Origin of the sequence: Rhodococcus sp. 1168 (assembly GCF_002091955.1) — a bacterium.
Taxonomy (GTDB): domain Bacteria; phylum Actinomycetota; class Actinomycetes; order Mycobacteriales; family Mycobacteriaceae; genus Rhodococcoides.
The window spans coordinates 11,516-27,122 of the sequence record NZ_MKKY01000017.1; the positions used below are offsets into that span (position 1 = coordinate 11,516).

At 62.1% G+C, this 15,607-nt stretch carries 12 protein-coding genes and 2 pseudogenes; 10 read left to right on the top strand and 4 right to left on the bottom strand.

Annotated elements, in window-relative coordinates; translation table 11 throughout:
- Nucleotides 1-77: 77 nt before the first annotated feature.
- Nucleotides 78-1,809 (top strand): annotated as a pseudogene (locus tag BJI47_RS00460) (SulP family inorganic anion transporter).
- Here the strand turns inward: BJI47_RS00460 and BJI47_RS00465 are convergent.
- Nucleotides 1,796-3,131 (bottom strand): annotated as a pseudogene (locus tag BJI47_RS00465) (diacylglycerol kinase family protein). The pseudogenes BJI47_RS00460 and BJI47_RS00465 sit on opposite strands and share 14 nt — an antisense overlap.
- Before the next feature lie 158 nt (nucleotides 3,132-3,289).
- Nucleotides 3,290-4,645, bottom strand: coding sequence for an MmgE/PrpD family protein (locus tag BJI47_RS00470; protein WP_088941862.1), 1,356 nt, complete (start codon nucleotides 4,643-4,645; stop codon nucleotides 3,290-3,292).
- A 163-nt stretch (nucleotides 4,646-4,808) separates the two neighbouring features.
- On the opposite strand from BJI47_RS00470, the gene BJI47_RS00475 reads away from it, so the two are divergent.
- Nucleotides 4,809-5,621, top strand: a complete 813-nt coding sequence (locus BJI47_RS00475; RefSeq protein WP_088941893.1) for a cyclase family protein — start codon at nucleotides 4,809-4,811, stop codon at nucleotides 5,619-5,621.
- Nucleotides 5,618-7,042 carry an MmgE/PrpD family protein gene (locus tag BJI47_RS00480; RefSeq protein ID WP_088941863.1) on the top strand — a complete coding sequence of 475 codons (1,425 nt, stop codon included), beginning with the start codon at nucleotides 5,618-5,620 and terminating at the stop codon, nucleotides 7,040-7,042. Before BJI47_RS00475 ends, BJI47_RS00480 begins: the two co-directional genes overlap by 4 nt.
- A gap of 6 nt (nucleotides 7,043-7,048) precedes the next feature.
- Here BJI47_RS00480 and BJI47_RS00485 read toward each other — a convergent pair whose 3' ends face one another.
- Nucleotides 7,049-7,888, bottom strand: a complete 840-nt coding sequence (locus BJI47_RS00485) for a CoA ester lyase (RefSeq protein WP_088941864.1) — start codon at nucleotides 7,886-7,888, stop codon at nucleotides 7,049-7,051.
- A complete protein-coding gene (locus BJI47_RS00490) occupies nucleotides 7,885-8,685 on the bottom strand; it encodes an IclR family transcriptional regulator (RefSeq protein ID WP_088941865.1) in 801 nt (266 codons plus the stop codon). Before BJI47_RS00490 ends, BJI47_RS00485 begins: the two co-directional genes overlap by 4 nt.
- A gap of 241 nt (nucleotides 8,686-8,926) precedes the next feature.
- Here BJI47_RS00490 and BJI47_RS00495 point away from each other — a divergent pair, with 241 nt between their 5' ends.
- Genes BJI47_RS00495 through BJI47_RS00525 form a run of 7 tightly spaced genes read left to right on the top strand, consistent with a single transcriptional unit; the run spans nucleotide 8,927 to nucleotide 15,591 of the window.
- Complete coding sequence (locus tag BJI47_RS00495) at nucleotides 8,927-10,147, top strand: ABC transporter substrate-binding protein (protein WP_088941866.1); 1,221 nt, start codon at nucleotides 8,927-8,929, stop codon at nucleotides 10,145-10,147.
- A complete protein-coding gene (locus tag BJI47_RS00500; protein WP_088941867.1) occupies nucleotides 10,144-11,133 on the top strand; it encodes a branched-chain amino acid ABC transporter permease in 990 nt (329 codons plus the stop codon). Before BJI47_RS00495 ends, BJI47_RS00500 begins: the two co-directional genes overlap by 4 nt.
- Nucleotides 11,130-12,173, top strand: coding sequence for a branched-chain amino acid ABC transporter permease (locus BJI47_RS00505; protein ID WP_088941868.1), 1,044 nt, complete (start codon nucleotides 11,130-11,132; stop codon nucleotides 12,171-12,173). The genes BJI47_RS00500 and BJI47_RS00505 overlap by 4 nt, the downstream gene beginning before the upstream one ends.
- The gene (locus tag BJI47_RS00510; RefSeq protein WP_176224610.1) at nucleotides 12,170-12,892 is read left to right on the top strand and encodes an ABC transporter ATP-binding protein; all 723 of its coding nucleotides are present in this window, start codon (nucleotides 12,170-12,172) and stop codon (nucleotides 12,890-12,892) included. The genes BJI47_RS00505 and BJI47_RS00510 overlap by 4 nt, the downstream gene beginning before the upstream one ends.
- Nucleotides 12,889-13,593: an ABC transporter ATP-binding protein gene (locus BJI47_RS00515; protein WP_176224611.1), complete on the top strand. Its 705-nt coding sequence runs from the start codon at nucleotides 12,889-12,891 to the stop codon at nucleotides 13,591-13,593. The genes BJI47_RS00510 and BJI47_RS00515 overlap by 4 nt, the downstream gene beginning before the upstream one ends.
- Nucleotides 13,594-13,606: 13 nt before the next feature.
- Complete coding sequence (locus tag BJI47_RS00520) at nucleotides 13,607-14,239, top strand: hydantoin racemase (protein ID WP_088941870.1); 633 nt, start codon at nucleotides 13,607-13,609, stop codon at nucleotides 14,237-14,239.
- Nucleotides 14,236-15,591, top strand: a complete 1,356-nt coding sequence (locus tag BJI47_RS00525; protein WP_088941895.1) for an FAD-binding protein — start codon at nucleotides 14,236-14,238, stop codon at nucleotides 15,589-15,591. Before BJI47_RS00520 ends, BJI47_RS00525 begins: the two co-directional genes overlap by 4 nt.
- Nucleotides 15,592-15,607 lie beyond the last annotated feature (16 nt).

Genomic DNA, 15,607 nt, shown 5'->3' on the forward strand with positions numbered 1-15,607 from the left:
ATCCGAAAATTGGGGCGTAACATTACGACCACGTGTTCGCACACGGTGAATTTCTTGCACTGGGGGCGGTGACTCGAATGTACGGTGTAGGGAGCTTCTCGCGGCTACCAGGGATCGCCACGGTGCGGACGTACCGCCGGGAGTGGCTACGTTCGGACGCCATAGCAGGCCTCGTCCTCACCGCCCTGCTTATCCCGCAGGCATGGGATACGCGGAGGCTGCGGGGCTTCCTGCCTACGCGGGCCTGTACGCCACCATCGTTCCGCTCCTCACCTACGCCGTGGTCGGGCCGTCGAAAATTCTTGTGCTCGGCCCGGACTCGCAGCTTGCCCCACTCATTGCAGTGACGGTTCTGCCGCTGGCGGTAGCCGACGATCCGGAAAGCGCGCTGGCCCTCGCGGGCATTCTGGGCGTTTTAGTCGGTCTGATTCTTCCGGTGGGCGGGTTCCTGCGCCTGGGTTTCGTAACCGAACTGCTCTCGAAACCCATCCGACTCGGATATCTCAATGCGATCGCGCTCATCGTCGTGGTCGGACAACTGCCCAAAATGCTGGGGTTCTCGGTCGACGCCTCCGGCCTCATCCGAGAGATCGGGGAGATAGGACAGTCCTTGGTGGCGGGAGACGTCGATCCGGTTGCCGCGGCGGTGGGCGTCGGCTCCCTCGCCGTCATCGTCGTGTTTCGTATCTGGGTGCCCCGTATTCCTGGCGTACTCGTGGCTGTGGTCGGCGCCATGATCGTTTCCGCGGCACTCGGCCTCGACGAAGACATCGGGATGGTGGGTGCCTTGCCTGCAGGCCTTCCGTTGCCTTCGTTCGGTGGTGTCGACTGGGGGGACGTGGGCAGCCTCGTCGGTCCTGCAGCCGGGATAGCCCTGATTGCGTTCGCGGACACCGGAGTGCTCTCACATACGTTTGCTGCGCGTCGCGGCGACGACGTGAACGGCAGCACGGAGATGAAGGCGGTGGGCATAGCCAACATCGCAGGTGGGCTGTTCGGTGGGTTTCCTATCTCTGCCAGCGGCTCTCGGACGCCCGTCGCCGAACAGAGTGGCGCGCGAACGCAGTTGGCTTGTGTCGTCGGAGCGCTCGCGGTGTTGACCTTTGTTCTCGTCGCACCCGGAGTCACTGCATACCTACCCGACGCGACCCTTGGTGCAGTGGTGATCGTCGCGGCTACCGCGCTCGTGGATGTAAGCGGCATGGTTCGGATGTGGCGCATGAGTGCCGTCGAGTTCGCTCTGGCGATCGCTGCATTCCTCGGAGTGGCTCTGGTGGGCGTGCTCCAGGGAATCCTTGTTGCGATCGGGTTATCCTTCGTAGCTGTAGTTGTCAGGGTATGGCAGCCATACCGGACCGAGCTCGTCCAGGTAGCCGACCGTCCGGGATTCCATGACCTCGAACGCCACCCTGGTGGGCACCGCATTCCGGGTCTTGTCTTGGTGCGATTCGATGCACCCCTGTTTTTCGCCAATGGCGAGATCTTCGACTCGTACGTACGTTCCGTGGTCGCCTCCGCGCCGAGCGCCGTCGAGTGGGTGGTTGTGGCGGCAGAGCCGATCACCGGTCTCGATACCACCGCAGTCGATGAACTCGTCGACCTCCATACCTACCTCCACGGCAAGGGCATTCGCTCGGCATTCGCTCGGCATTCGCCGAAATGAAGGGTCCGATCAAAGATCGGCTCATCCGGTTCGGCGTCGGCGAGACATTCGACTCCTCGCAGTTCTATCCCACACTCGAATCCGCTGTCACGGCGTTCCGGAATCGATCCGTTGAAGATGATCCGCCGAGAATCAATTCGGAGTAGTCGATCCGGGCGCGCTATGTGAGCGGAACGCCAGCCGCCGCAACTGGGCCCAGTCGAAGGTCGGCGCCGCCGTGCGTACTCCGGGTCTGTTTCGAGGAACACGCACCCTTAGAGCTTTCGGCTCGATTGAGCATCGCACGGGTGTGCGCAGCACAAGAGATTCACCATCGACTCCCACGGGGATCTCCGGGGCATCAGCCCGGACGACAACCTCGGAGGCCGTCTGCTGCGTCAAACCACTAGTACGCGTGCGGGCGCAACAGTCCGACGGCCTGTCGAGTATTCGCCACCGACACCGTGATTGCGCCGAGTACGCCTCGGTCGAGACGGCTGCGGCGGCTCAGGCCTGCCAGATCGCCGGCACCGTACGCATTGTTGCTCACCAGTACCGCCTGAGGCTCCATCATCACGGAGTCTCCGATCTGTGCTTCCAGTCGAGGTCCGGCATGCCCGGTGAGTAGATCGGGGAGTACTTCGAGCATGGTGGCGGTCTTGTCGTCGCGGTAGTCGGGCCTGCGTACGATCTCTGCGTAGACCCCGAACGAGGCGTTGTTGACGAAGGGGCGACCATTGATCGTGCCGAGGTCCACATGTAGCTCTACACCGTCGCTCAGAGCATCGAGGGACCAGGTCGGATCGTCGCGATCGAGTCCGAGATCCATTGCAAAGTGGTTACGGGTTCCGGCGCTGATCACGAGGAACGGCAGGTCGTTCTCGGCCGCCACCGCAGCGACCAGCGCCTGAGTACCGTCACCGCCTGCGACCCCCAGTAGATCCGCCCCGTCCAGGACTGCTTGCCTGGCAAGCGCGACGACGTCGACCAGGTCCGGGCCATCGAGCAGTACGACCTCGGCACCCAATTCCTCGGCTTTGTGCTTCAGACCGAATTTTGCAACCTTTCCACCTCCCGAATGAGGATTCATGATCACGAACGGATGGTGGGACGGTGAGGCCGAATGTTCGGGCATCGACCTATCCGCAGTTCGGCCTTGCAGCGCGGCGCGGGCGCAGACGGCAGCCAACAGCGCACATGCGCAGGAGAGCAGTACAACCCACAGTAGGTGGGCGCGGATGAACAGTACGAGGACGACGATGGGTGCGGCGATTGCCACTGTCATCGATATCCATCTGAGCGTGCCGCGGCGGGTGAGGAACCAGTACAACGCTGCCACTGTGATCACGACTCCGCCAGTTCCGACGACGAGCAAAGCGACGGTACCGAACGCACCGGCCAGAAGTACGGGCGCAGCAGCTGCACCGACGACGAACACGAAGACTGCACGTGCCCACCAGCGCTGAGCGTCGCTGCTGATCTCGGCCAGAGTTGCTTCGTTCACGCGAAATCACCTGTTCGTGGGGAACGAATTCCATCGTATGTCCGCAGTGTGAAGATGTGAGCAGATTCGTGCCGGTGACCTCCGAGTCGAAGTAAGGCATCTGTTCATCAGTGCTACCGCGAAGACCGCCACATTCCGAGGTATCAGTGCACTGCGTCGAGGAGCAGTTCGACATCACTTGTGTGCGGCAACATATCGATCAGAGTCGCAAGCTTCTCAGCGGGATCTTCGCCGATGAGGCGCGCGATCTTTGCTTCGATCGCGGCGTAGTCCATCGGAAAATGATCGACGTCGCCGATCGGATTCGGCGTCAGCGCGGATATTTCCTCGCCGCTGCGTAGGACGACGGTGACCTCGGCGGCTCGACGTCGGGGCAGCAGCTCGTCCAATTCTGTTGCTGCGGTTACGTGTACTCGATTGCTGAATTCCTCGGCGATCGTGAACACCGGCCCGGCGGGGTCGAGGGCCACTGTGTCGATTCTGTCGGTGACGAATGCGGCGGCGACCGCGAACGGCAGCGAGAACATTGCACCGAGCCGTGTTGTGGGATGGCGTTGGAACAGTGGTGCGGCCAGTGAATGCGTCCGTACCAGAACTTGTTCGACGTCTTCGGTGTTCCACGTTGCGTGGGCCCGCAGGCTTTGTACCGTGTCGATGGCGGCATGGGTGTAGGAACAGCTCGCGTGTTGCTTCGCGTACCCCTCCATGGTGAGCCAGCGTGTACCGAGGTCTTCGGTGAGGCGGGGGTAGTCGAGGGTGCCGACGATTTCTCCGAGAGAGTGTGCAAGCGCCCCCGAGTTGTCCACCAGCGCGGCCTCCGACAGTCGTGCGGCATCGAGTCCGGCACGAACTGCGCCTGCGACCCAAAGGTTTCGAGCGAAGTTCCCCTCCAGTACGACGCCCCAGGGCGAGACGTGAATCAGCGCTGCCGATGCGTCGATTGCGGCGGCGACTCGGTCGGCGTCGGCGCCCCAGATGGATGCGGCAGCGGCAGCTGCTCCCGTCGCACCCCAATGGCCGTGCGTGTGCCATCGCGAGTCCCGGGTGAGTGCGTGGCCGAATCTTGCCGCGACTTCGTACCCCGCGACGACCGCCGCGAGGAATGTGTGACCGTCGATGGGCGTCGAAGACATTCGGGTCGCGGCTATGGCGGCGGGAACTACGTGGGCGGCGGGGTGCCCTGCGGCGTATTTGTTTCCCTCGTCGAGTTCGAGGCAGCAGGCTGCTATTGCGTCGAGATCGGCGGCGGCGGAGATCGTCGTCCGTAGTGCGCTCCCCAATGGGCGGGTGTTTCCTGCCTCCGGTCGCCAGGCGCTCGACAATGCTCGCAACTCGTTCGTGCGGGCTCCGGCAATGGTGACGCCGAGCAGATCGAGCAGGATCGACCGAGCCCGCTCGCTGAGTTCCGGTGGGATGCCTCCGTCGCGCAGTTCGCACACGGTTCTCGCCAATGATGCTGTGGAATGTTCCGCTGAGGGGAACGTCGAGTCCGATGCCATGAGTGAACTGTATGAATTTTAATTCGCGCGGTCAATGAACAGTGCTCGTAAGTCCAGCAATGCTAGCCTAAGAAGCAACGTAGCCCCCTCAGCGCATTGTTTCGTTGAGCGGAACGGCGCGACTCATGAACCGTTCATGTTGCGAGCGAAGGAGACAAACGCAATGTCCGATCAACTTCTCCAGGCAGTTCAGGCTGGGGTGCAGATCGTCGACCTGGGTCGGCAATTGCGCGTGGGCATGCCGCAATCGCCGAATCACCCACAGTTCTGGCATACGTTGCCTCGCCGTCACGGCGACATGACGCGATCGGACGGCGGTAGCGCTGCCAACGACATGATCACGACCGGAACGCACGTGGGCACGCACATCGATGCGCTTGCGCATGTCTCACACGACGGCAAATTGCACGGCGGCGTCGATGCAGGCCAGTCCTGCATCGGTGGAAAGTATGTCGAACACGGAGTTCACACCATTGCACCGATGGTGAGGCGCGGCGTCCTACTGGACATTCCGTCACTGCTCGGAATCGGCCGCTGCGAAGGCGGTTACGAGATCACCGTTGCAGACTTGGAAGCGGCCGCTGGCGCTGAAGGGGTAGCGGTGTCCGAAGGGGACGTCGTACTGATCCGCAGCGGATGGGGGCAATTGTTCGACGAGGGCCAGCCCTACGTTGGTGGTCCTTCGGGAGTTCCCGGCGTCAGCGAAGCAGGCGCGCAATGGCTCGCATCCAAGAAGGTGCATGCCGCAGGTGCCGATACGATCGCGTTCGAACAACTCGCACCGGGTGGTGGACACGCATTACTTCCAGCCCACCGAGTTCTCCTCGTGGAGAGCGGTATCTACATCATCGAAGCGCTCGACCTCGAAGAACTGTCCGCGAGGAAGCAGTACGAGTTCACCTTCGTACTGGTCCCTCTCAACATCTTCGGCGCTACGGGTTCCCCGGTTCGACCGTTGGCTGTGACCAACTCATGACCGATCCCACTCTTGCCCAGCACCTGGCTCGCTTCGCCGCCGGGATCACGTTCGAGGACCTGCCCGACGCAGTCGTGGACAGCGTCGGAATGCGGGTACTCGACACTTTGGGCATCGCCATTGCGGCGACCGATCTCGATACCAGCCGCGCCGCAATAGCCTGGGCAACCGAGCAAGGCGGAGCGGCAAAGGCTTTCGCAGTAGGCGTCGAGGCTGCGCTACCAGGTCCGATGGCTGCATTCGTCAACGGCGTGCTGGCGCATTCGCTCGACTTCGACGATACCCACCTGCCCTCGATCCTGCACCCGAGCGCCACCGTCGTACCTGCAGCCTTGGCCGCGGCCCAGCAACACGGCGCCGACGGTCGAACGTTGGTACGTGGCATAGCGATCGGCTTGGAAGTCTGTGTACGGATCGGCATGGCAGGTTTCGACCCCGAGACCCAGAACTCGGTGTTCTTCGAACACGGTCAACACGCGACGTCGATCTGCGGCGCCATGGGTGGAGCGGTAGCAGCTGCCGTCATCGGCGGCGCATCGGAAGCGAAGATCGTCGACACTCTCGGAATCGCTGCGTCGATGGCGTCGGGAATCATCGAGGCAAACCGCACCGGCGGCACCGTCAAGCGCATGCACTGCGGGTGGGCAGCACATTCGGCATTGGCTGCCGCGGGACTTGCCCGACACGGCATCACCGGCCCGCCGACCGTGCTCGAAGGCCGATTCGGCTTCTTCGAAGCGTGGTTGCATCAACCGGGCCGGGCGTCGGAGATCGTCGACGGCCTCGGAACGCAATGGGCAGTACCCAACATCTTCTTCAAGCCTTACCCGGCGAACCACTTCACCCATGCTGCAGTCGACGCGGGAGCTGCGCTTCGCAATCGTGGCATTGCGCCGTCCGACGTGAAGAAGTTGGTTCTCGGTGTGCCGGCGGCGAACCTGCGAACCATCGGTGAGCCGATCGAGGTCAAGCGCACACCGACGACGGGATACATGGCGCAGTTCAGCGGACCGTATGCACTTGCGGTGGGCATGTTCGGCGGCGGCGGACTCGGAGCAGCGTTGGAGGACTATTCGGACGAGCTGGCCAATGCAGAGGACCGCCGAGCGCTGATGGCCAAGGTCGATGTGGTTCCGGATGAGCGCTGCGACGCCATCTTCCCGCACCAGTTCCCGGCAGTGCTGACCGCAACGTTGACGGATGGCACCACGGTGGTCGAGGAAGTACTCACCACCCGAGGTGGCCCCGAGCGACCGCTGTCCTTCGAGGAGGTCTCGGCGAAGTTCCGCGCGAACGCCGCACCATTCATGTCCGAATTGGATGTGGCCCAGCTAGCCGAGCGGTGCCATGGTCTGCCCGATCTGACGGACATCGGCACCCTGCTCGCCCCGCTGACGAAAATAGGTACTGCGACTCGGTAGTAGTGACTACGCCCGAGCCAGCACTTCCCGCGCACCGCGGACCACGGCTTCGTCGACGAAGCGGCCATGGTCGTCCACAGTCGGACCGCCGTCGGACAGTTCGTAGAGTTCCACCAATCGGCGCGCCGAGGCGATTGTTTCGTCCGACGGCGTCAAGGCCGCGTTGATAATGGGAACCTGGCTCGGGTGCAGTGCTGTTCGGGCGCGGAAGCCCATGTCCACGAAGTGCTGGGTGGTGATCACGAAGCCGTCGAGGTCACGGAAGTCTGTCGACGTCGGGGCAACTGGAGCGGTCAAAGATGCTGCAGCGCAACCTATGACGACTTGCATGCGGATCGTGTCGATTACGGCCTCGGTTTCCGGGGTGCGCGCGATGCGCAGGTCGGCGAGCAGGTCCACCTCGCCGATCCCGAAGGTGCGAACACGCGAGTAGTCGGCCATCGCGGCAATGGAGCGCAAGGCGTCGGCAGTTTCCAGTAGCCCGATCACGGCGAGGGTGTCCAGCTTGCGTGTCGACTCGAGTTCGGTGAGGAGCTCGTCCGCGCGGGCCAGCGTGGTGGTCGAGCATTTGGCGATCATGATGCCCGCGACTCCGCACTGAGCGGCCGCGTCGAGGTCCTCTGCCAGAAATTCGGGAGTGACCCGGACCCATATCTCGGTGTCCGTAGGCTCGCGCGACTTCAACCATTCGCTGACGGCTTCTCGTGCACTTGCCTTCTGGGACAGGGGTACCGCATCTTCGAGGTCGATGATGACGGCATCCGTGTCACCGCGGGCAGCCTTGTCGAAGAGTGCGGGCTTGACTGCAGGGACATAGAGGAACGAGCGAGAATCTGTGCGAGTCATCGAGTAGCTCGAGCTTCCAGGATCTGGGTGATCGACCGCGCTGCGGTGACCACTTGGCGGGCATGGATGGCATGTTGCTCGTCTGCGGTCGAGGCGTAGCGGTAAGCAGGGCCGGAGGAACTGACCGAGCCCAGAACATGATTGGACGCGTCGAAGAACGGTGCAGCGATGGAGGCCGCGCCCGTGTTTCTTTCGTTGATCGATGTCGCGTATCCGATGTCGCGGATTTCGGCGAGAAGCTTATGAAAGGACACAGCGTCGACGTCGGGGGTGGTTCCCTGAAGTTCCTCGAGTGCCTCGACGGCGAAGTGGTCCGGCAGGAAGGCGAGGATTGCGCGGCTCGATGCCCCCGAGTGCAGTGGGAACTGGGGACCGATCTCGACGACCATCTTCACTTCCTGCGGACTTTCGTATTGATCGAGATAGACGCGCCGGTGGCCGACGAGGACGGACAGTGTCGCCGTCTCACGGGTTTCCGCACGTAATGTCCGAAGCACCGGGGCGGCGATCGATCGGACGTCGAGTTGGCTCCATGCCTTCGTGCCGAGGCCTATCGCGGCCGGGCCGAGTGAGTACGTCGATTCACCTGCCATCGGCTGCACGATCGACCGTGAGGCCAGCGACTGCAGGATCCGATGCACGACGGCTTTGCTCAGGTGCAGGCGTCGGGCGATCTCCGATACACCGAGCGCACGATCGGACTGTGCGAATGCGAGGAGCACATCCGCCACACGATCTGCCGACTCTGTGCCGGTGGATGTTTCGGCCAGTGAGGTGGAACTGGGCGGCGTGACCATTCGACCATCCTTCCGGATTCAGGGGGAGATTGTGGTTCAGCAATCGAGTCGACTCTAGCGTTCCGCTGAGCGAACCGTACGCGTAACAAGAATTTCATCAAAGGTGCTGTTCTATGGCCGTGATGCGTGCCATACTCGGTCCCAAGCGAATAGATCACCGATTGCCTGGTGCGCTGAGCGGAACGCTCGCCGCAATGGGCGACGGTTCGACTCGACGCCTAGTGGGCGCGAAAGGCAGACAATGAAGAAGCTTGTAGGCGTGCTGACAGCCGTCGCGGTAGTGGGTGCAGCAGCGTGTGGATCCTCTTCGGGTTCCGACGATTCGGGCCCCATCAAGATCGGCTCCGTTCACCCCACCACGGGTGCACTCGCGGGTGTCGGCGGTTTGATGAACGACGGCGCCGCATTGGCAGTCGCCGATATCAACGCCGCCGGCGGAATCTCCTCGCTCGAGGGCCGTCAGTTGGAGCTTGTCTCCGGCGACAGTCAGGGCAAGGCGGAGGTCGGGCAGAGTGAGGCACAGCGGTTGATCGACGACGGTGCCGTCGCACTCGTCGGTACCTACCAGAGTGACGTCACACAGAATGTCGCCTCGGTCGCCGAACGGTCTCGAGTGCCTCTCGTCATCGATGTCGCTGTGGACGACAAGATTCTGGATCAGGGCTACCAGTACTCGTTCCGTATTCAGCCCAACGCTTCCAGCATGGGAACCGATGGCGCCAAAGCGCTGGCGGCGATCGAGAAGCAGACTGGGCAGGCTATCGACAAGGTGTCCTACCTGCATATCGAAGGATCGTTCGGAGACAGTGTCTTCAACGCATTCGAAGCCGAAGCAGCCAACCAGGGCATCTCCTCGGTACAGGAAATCACTTATCCCGCAACGAACTTTTCCGATGCGACCACTCAGGTCCGAGAGGCAGCGGTCAGCAACCCTGATGTCATTGTCGCCACCGGTTACTTCCCGGACGGTCTCCTCATCGCCAAGGCTGTGCAACAGCTGAACTTGAAGGTCAAGGGCGTCTACGGGATTGCCAACGGGGCATTCGACGACAGCTCGTTCCCCGCGGCGGCAGGAACTGCCGGTGAGGGCGTGCTCAGCGCCAACTACCACTTCGACGCGACGAGCGAGCGTACCAACGAGATTCGAGGCCGCTTCCAGCAGCAGTTCGGACGCCCGATGGAGACCGCGGCAATGCTGTCCTACCAGGCCGTCGAGGTCATCGCGGCAGGTCTCGAGAAGGGCGAGGACTCTGATCCAGAGGCTCTGCGCGACGCCATCTCCGGTGTTTCCATCGAAGATCCACTGCTCGCCTTCGACGGACCCATCGAGTTCGACGAGACCGGTCAGAACAAGAACGCAACGGTCATCGTCATGCAGGTCCGTGATGGTGCAGTAGCGCAGGTCTTCCCCGAGGAATTCGCCACGGACGCAATCGAGTTCCCAGTCGGGTCCGGACAGTGACCGACGCAGCAACTGCGACGGCACCAGTCAAGCGGCGCACGCTGTCGGGGATGAACCCCGCAGTGGGCGTGGCGGCCGTCGTCGTGGTGATCATGGCCGTCATTTATCTGGTGGGCGGCAAGGATCAAGGGCTGGTGACCCAGTCGCTGGTTTCAGGACTGCTTCTCGGCGGCGTGTACGCGTTGATCTCGGTCGGTCTGACACTGATCTTCGGAGTCTTGGGCATCGTGAACTTCGCCCAGGGTGCGATGCTGACGATGGCGATGTACATCGTGTATGCGTTGTCCACTGCCGGGCTTCCGGTATATCTCGCCACCGTCATCGCGGTGCCGCTGATGTTCGTGTTCGGCATGATCGTGCAGGCAACCCTGCTGACCAAGCTGACGATCAGCGGCAGCCACGACGGCCCACTACTGGTGACGCTCGGTCTGTCTCTGCTCATCATCAACGTCTTGCTGATGATCTTCGGGGGAAGGCCCAAATCGGTTCAAGCCCCGATCGACGGGTCGGTGTCCATTCTCGGAGCCGTGGCGTCGTGGCCGCGGGTTCTGGCCTTCATCGGAGCGGCTCTGGTCGCCGTCGCCCTGACTGCCGTGCTCAAGCGCACCCCGCTGGGACTGTCCATCCGCGCGGTGGCGTCGAACTCCGAAGGAGCCAAACTCGTCGGAGTCGACATCGGCCGCGTCTACGCATTGACATTCGGCATCGGTGCGGCATGCGTGGCCGTCGCCGGGGGATTGATGACCCCGTTCACCAGTCTCACCCCGTCGGTGGGTGAGCAGTTCACCATCCTCGCGTTCGTCATCGTCGTGCTCGGCGGTCTCGGAAGCGTCGTCGGTGCCGTGATCGGCGGTTTGGTGATCGGCCTGGTGCAGACGGTCGGAGCTCTCTTCCTTCCCGGTACCGGATCACTCATCCTGGTGTTCGCGGTGTTCATCCTCGTCCTGTTTCTCAAGCCCGAAGGATTGTACGGAGCCCGCCGATGACCGCCACTGTGACAGCACCGACGTCGGTGCCAGAAGATTCTCGTTTGAAAGACACCTGGCTGAAACGGCAGCTCATCACGCTCGTCATCGGATTCGCGGTCGTAGCGGCGCTGCCACTGATTCTCGGTGAACAAGCTCAGACCGTTGCTGTTCGGACGCTGATCTTCGCCCTCATGGCAGTGGCGTGGAACATCATGAGCGGCTTCGGCGGGATGTTCAGCTTCGGCCACGCCGCGTTCTTCGGTATCGGTGCGTACACCGGGGCCTACCTGCTGGTGGATCACGGAATTTCGCCCTGGATCTCGATGGCGGTCGCCGCGGTGATCTCGGCCTCGGTCGGAACGCTGCTCGCCTATCTGTGTCTGCGCTATCGGCTCGCCGGTTCGTATTTCGCGTTGGCTACCTTCGCCTTTGCGCAGATGTTCCTGCTGCTGGTGCAGAACCTGGAGGTCTTCCACAAGACCGAAGGATTCAATGTGCCGCTCCTGCCTCGTGATTCGTGGTGGATGCTGCAGTTCGAGAAGGGCAGTCCCAACTACATCTGGATCCCGTTGGTGATTCTCGCGCTTGCCGTGCTCGGCACCATCTTCTACGTGCGGTCCCGAGCGGGTCAGTTCGTGCAAGCGGTGCGCGACGACGAGACCGCAGCCGCGTCGCTGGGCATCGATACGATGAAGTACCGCCTCATCGCGGTCGCAGCCAGCTGTGCACTCATTGCGGTCGCCGGCGTGTACTACACGCAGTACTACTTTTTCGTCGGTCCTGAACAGGCCTTCGGATCCGCCGTGTCGGTGGAAGCCATCGTTCCTGCCGTCATCGGTGGAATCGGCACGATCTGGGGCCCGGTCCTCGGCGCCGCAGTAATCGGGCCGCTGTCCGAGATCATCAACGAACTGCTGCGCAACCCACCGGGATTCCTCGGATTCCTCGATGGCGCAATCGGTCTCGACGTAGCGGTTTACTCGGTGATTTTGATCCTGATCGTCATATTCCTACCCAAGGGAATCTTCGGCACTATCCGTGAGAGGTGGTTTCGATGAGCCTGCTGAGCATCGAAGGTCTGAGTAAATCCTTCTCCGGAATTCATGCCGTGCGAAACGTCACCCTCGACGTTTCCGAGCACGAATTTCTGGGCATCATCGGCCCCAACGGTGCGGGTAAGACCACACTGTTCTCGCTTCTGTCCGGCGAGCAACTACCCACCGAGGGCCGAATCATATTCGACGGCAAAGACATCACAGGTTGGCCGGCCAACAAAATCGCACGCAGCGGACTCGTTCGGACTTTCCAGCTCATGCGACCGTTCGAATCGATGTCGGTGCTCGAGAATGTCACCGTCGCAGCGCTGAGCAAGCGTCGATCGCGTAGGGACGCTCGCCGACATGCACTCGAGGTACTCGATCGAGTGCAGCTCTCGGACCAGGTCGGCGGCAAAGTGTCGACCATGTCCACTGCCGGTCTCAAACGGCTCGAGCTGGCACGGGCGCTGGCCATGGAGCCACGGGTCGTTCTGCTCGACGAAGTCCTCGCCGGATTGGTACCAGCCGAGCGGGCACCGATGATCGAGCTGCTGAGCACCCTGCACGACGAGGGCCAGACAGTGTTGTTCGTCGAACACATCATGGCGGCGGTCATGGCGCTGTCCGAGCGACTCGTCGTCATGCACGAAGGTGCTGTGCTGACCTCGGGGAATCCACGCACGGTCATCGAGGACAGCCGCGTCGTCGAGGCATATCTCGGTGAGGAGAAGACGGCATGATGCTCGAGATCGACAACTTGCACGCTGGATACCGGCGTCTGGAAATTCTGCATGGACTGGACATGTCCATCGCAAAGAACGAGATCGTTTCGCTCATCGGCGCGAACGGGGCAGGTAAGACGACGACCTTGCGAGCGTTGTCCGGGCTGGTCTCGTCGACCGGCGGTCGAATCATGCTGGATGGGAATCCCATTCACGGGATGCGAGCCGATCGGATCGTCAAGGCGGGCTTGGTTCATGTTGCACAGGACCGCGCTCTGTTCGGTGCGCTGCCGGTGTTCGAGAATCTGGAAATGGGTGCCTACACACAGAAGCGCACGACGGTCAAGGAGTCATTGGACCAGGTATACGACCTGTTCCCTATCCTTGCCGAGCGTCGTGATCAGCTCGCCGCCACCATGTCCGGGGGCCAGCAACAGATGCTTGCCATCGGTCGTGCATTGATGGCCAGGCCGCGGCTTCTCACGCTCGACGAACCGTCGGTGGGGTTGGCCCCCAAGCTGGCCGCTCAGGTTCTCGATGCAATCGTTCGTATTCGCGATACCGGTGTGACTGTGCTCATCGTCGAGCAGAACGCCGCTCAAGCGCTCGACATCTCCGACCGCGCCTACGTGATCGAGAGCGGCTCGATCGTGCTGACAGGCACGGGATCCGAGCTTGCTCACGACGATCGCGTCAAGGCCGCCTACCTCGGAATATAGGAGCTACGCCTACATGCGCCTCTTGGCTTTCACCCCCATCGATGTCGCCGACGCAGAACTGCGTCGTCGACAGCAACGCTATGATCAGCTCGCACCGGAGACCGTGTCGGTCGAACTACGCAACATCGGCGCAGTCGCACCTTCCGCTCTCGACACCGAGGAAGCGATCCGAGCATCGGAAAAGGCGCTCGCCGAGGCATTTCGCAGTGTAGATTCGACCGGATTCGACGGGTTTCTACCAGACTGTGTTCTCGATCCATGTGCGGAAGAGGCAGATTCGTTCGTGCGTCCGATGTACGGATTGTCACGATTGACGGTGTCGTTCTTCCTCTCTCAAGGTTTGCACATCGGCGCACTGGCTCGAAACGATGCCATCGCAGCAGAATTGGACCGACGACTGGCGTCGTACGACATCATTGCCGACCCGACGAAAGTCCTCGACCTCGATGTTGCCGATATCGCCGACTCGCAGGCCTGGGGCCGCGCGGTGACCGAGCGTGCGGCATCGATGACCTGCGACGTCGCTATCAACGCCTGCTCGGCGGTGGAACTGGCTGATCCCCCCGTGCGACCACTGGTCGTCGACCCGACCGCGATTGCGCTCCAACTCTTGGGGCTGCAGTCGAGATGGGTGACGTCGGCATGAGCGAGAACGGACCCGACCTCGTCGTGGCCGGAGCGGGCGGCGGACTCGTCGCGGCGCTTCGGGCTGCCGAGCGTGGGCTCGATGTCTTGGTCGTCGAGGCGAGCGGGCACTTCAAGCGTGGCAACAACACCGCGATGTCGACGGCCATGATTCCAGGGGCCGGATCACGCTGGCAGCGTGAGGCCGGGATCGAAGATTCACCTCGACAATTTTTCGACGACATTCTCCGTAAAACCAAGGGTACGGCCGACGAAAGCCTTGCTCACACTTTGGCAAATGTCAGCGCGCCACTGGTGGAATGGTTGGCCGACTACCTGAAGATGCCGCTGGAACTCGTCACCGACTTTTCCTATCCAGGTCACTCGCAATTGCGTTGTCACACAGTCGAGGGCCGTCACGGTACCGCGATCGTCGATCATCTCGTCCGCGCGGTTGCCGATGAGCCGAAGATCGATCTGTTGGTGCCGGCTCGGCTCACCGACGTCACGGTCGATGTCGATGGCAGAGTCGACGGTGTGGTGATCGCACTTCCCGACGGCAGCACCGAATCGATACCGACGAGGTCTGTGCTGTTGGCCACCAATGGTTATGGTGCCAATTTTGAACTCGTCGCCGACCAGGTTCCGGAGATTGCTGCGGCTCGGTATCACGGCAGCGAATATTCGGTAGGCGACGCGCTGAGCATCGGCACGCGACTGGGTGCCGAGTCGAGATTTCTCGATTCCTACCAAGGGCATGCGGCGCTGTCGAAGAAAGCAGGAACGCTCGTCGGTTGGGCAACGGTGATGCACGGTGGTGTCGTGCTCGATCTGGAAGGCCGACGGTTCGGTGACGAAACCACCGGCTACTCCGAGTACGCAGCCGCCCTCGCTGCCCGACCACACTCCGAGGGCTGGATCGTCATCGATCGCTCGATCTACCAAAAGTGTTTGTCCTTCACAGACTTTCGACAGACTGTAGAGTCGGGTGCGGTTCTCTGGGCGGACGGTGCCGCGGAGCTTGCCGAGGCGACGGGCCTACCCTCGGACGCAGTCGTGAACGAACTTTCCACTCTCGACAGCTTTGCCCGGGGCATAATCGCAGATCCATACGGTCGCACCTCTTTCGAGCACACGCTGGTGGCGCCGTATGCAGCGATCAGGATCGTCCCAGCGTTGTTCCACACCCAAGGTGGACTCGTCGTCGACGAGAACGCTCGGGTGCTGCGCCCGTCGGGCACGGCTATCGACGGGCTGTTCGCGTCGGGCGGTGCGGCGATGGGAATCTCCGGCCACGGTGCCGCGGGCTACCTCGCGGGTAACGGATTGCTACCTGCTCTCGGCCTGGCGTATCTCGCCGCCGGCTACATCTGATTTTCTCCCCATTTCG

Bases quoted from the DNA above. Each gene is read 5' to 3' on its own strand.
- BJI47_RS00470 (WP_088941862.1), bottom strand. From the start codon at position 4,645: ATGGCATCGGACTCGACGTTCCCCTCAGCGGAACATTCCACAGCATCA.
- BJI47_RS00475 (WP_088941893.1), top strand. From the start codon at position 4,809: ATGTCCGATCAACTTCTCCAGGCAGTTCAGGCTGGGGTGCAGATCGTC.
- BJI47_RS00480 (WP_088941863.1), top strand. From the start codon at position 5,618: ATGACCGATCCCACTCTTGCCCAGCACCTGGCTCGCTTCGCCGCCGGG.
- BJI47_RS00485 (WP_088941864.1), bottom strand. From the start codon at position 7,888: ATGACTCGCACAGATTCTCGCTCGTTCCTCTATGTCCCTGCAGTCAAG.
- BJI47_RS00490 (WP_088941865.1), bottom strand. From the start codon at position 8,685: ATGGTCACGCCGCCCAGTTCCACCTCACTGGCCGAAACATCCACCGGC.
- BJI47_RS00495 (WP_088941866.1), top strand. From the start codon at position 8,927: ATGAAGAAGCTTGTAGGCGTGCTGACAGCCGTCGCGGTAGTGGGTGCA.
- BJI47_RS00505 (WP_088941868.1), top strand. From the start codon at position 11,130: ATGACCGCCACTGTGACAGCACCGACGTCGGTGCCAGAAGATTCTCGT.
- BJI47_RS00510 (WP_176224610.1), top strand. From the start codon at position 12,170: ATGAGCCTGCTGAGCATCGAAGGTCTGAGTAAATCCTTCTCCGGAATT.
- BJI47_RS00515 (WP_176224611.1), top strand. From the start codon at position 12,889: ATGATGCTCGAGATCGACAACTTGCACGCTGGATACCGGCGTCTGGAA.
- BJI47_RS00520 (WP_088941870.1), top strand. From the start codon at position 13,607: ATGCGCCTCTTGGCTTTCACCCCCATCGATGTCGCCGACGCAGAACTG.
- BJI47_RS00525 (WP_088941895.1), top strand. From the start codon at position 14,236: ATGAGCGAGAACGGACCCGACCTCGTCGTGGCCGGAGCGGGCGGCGGA.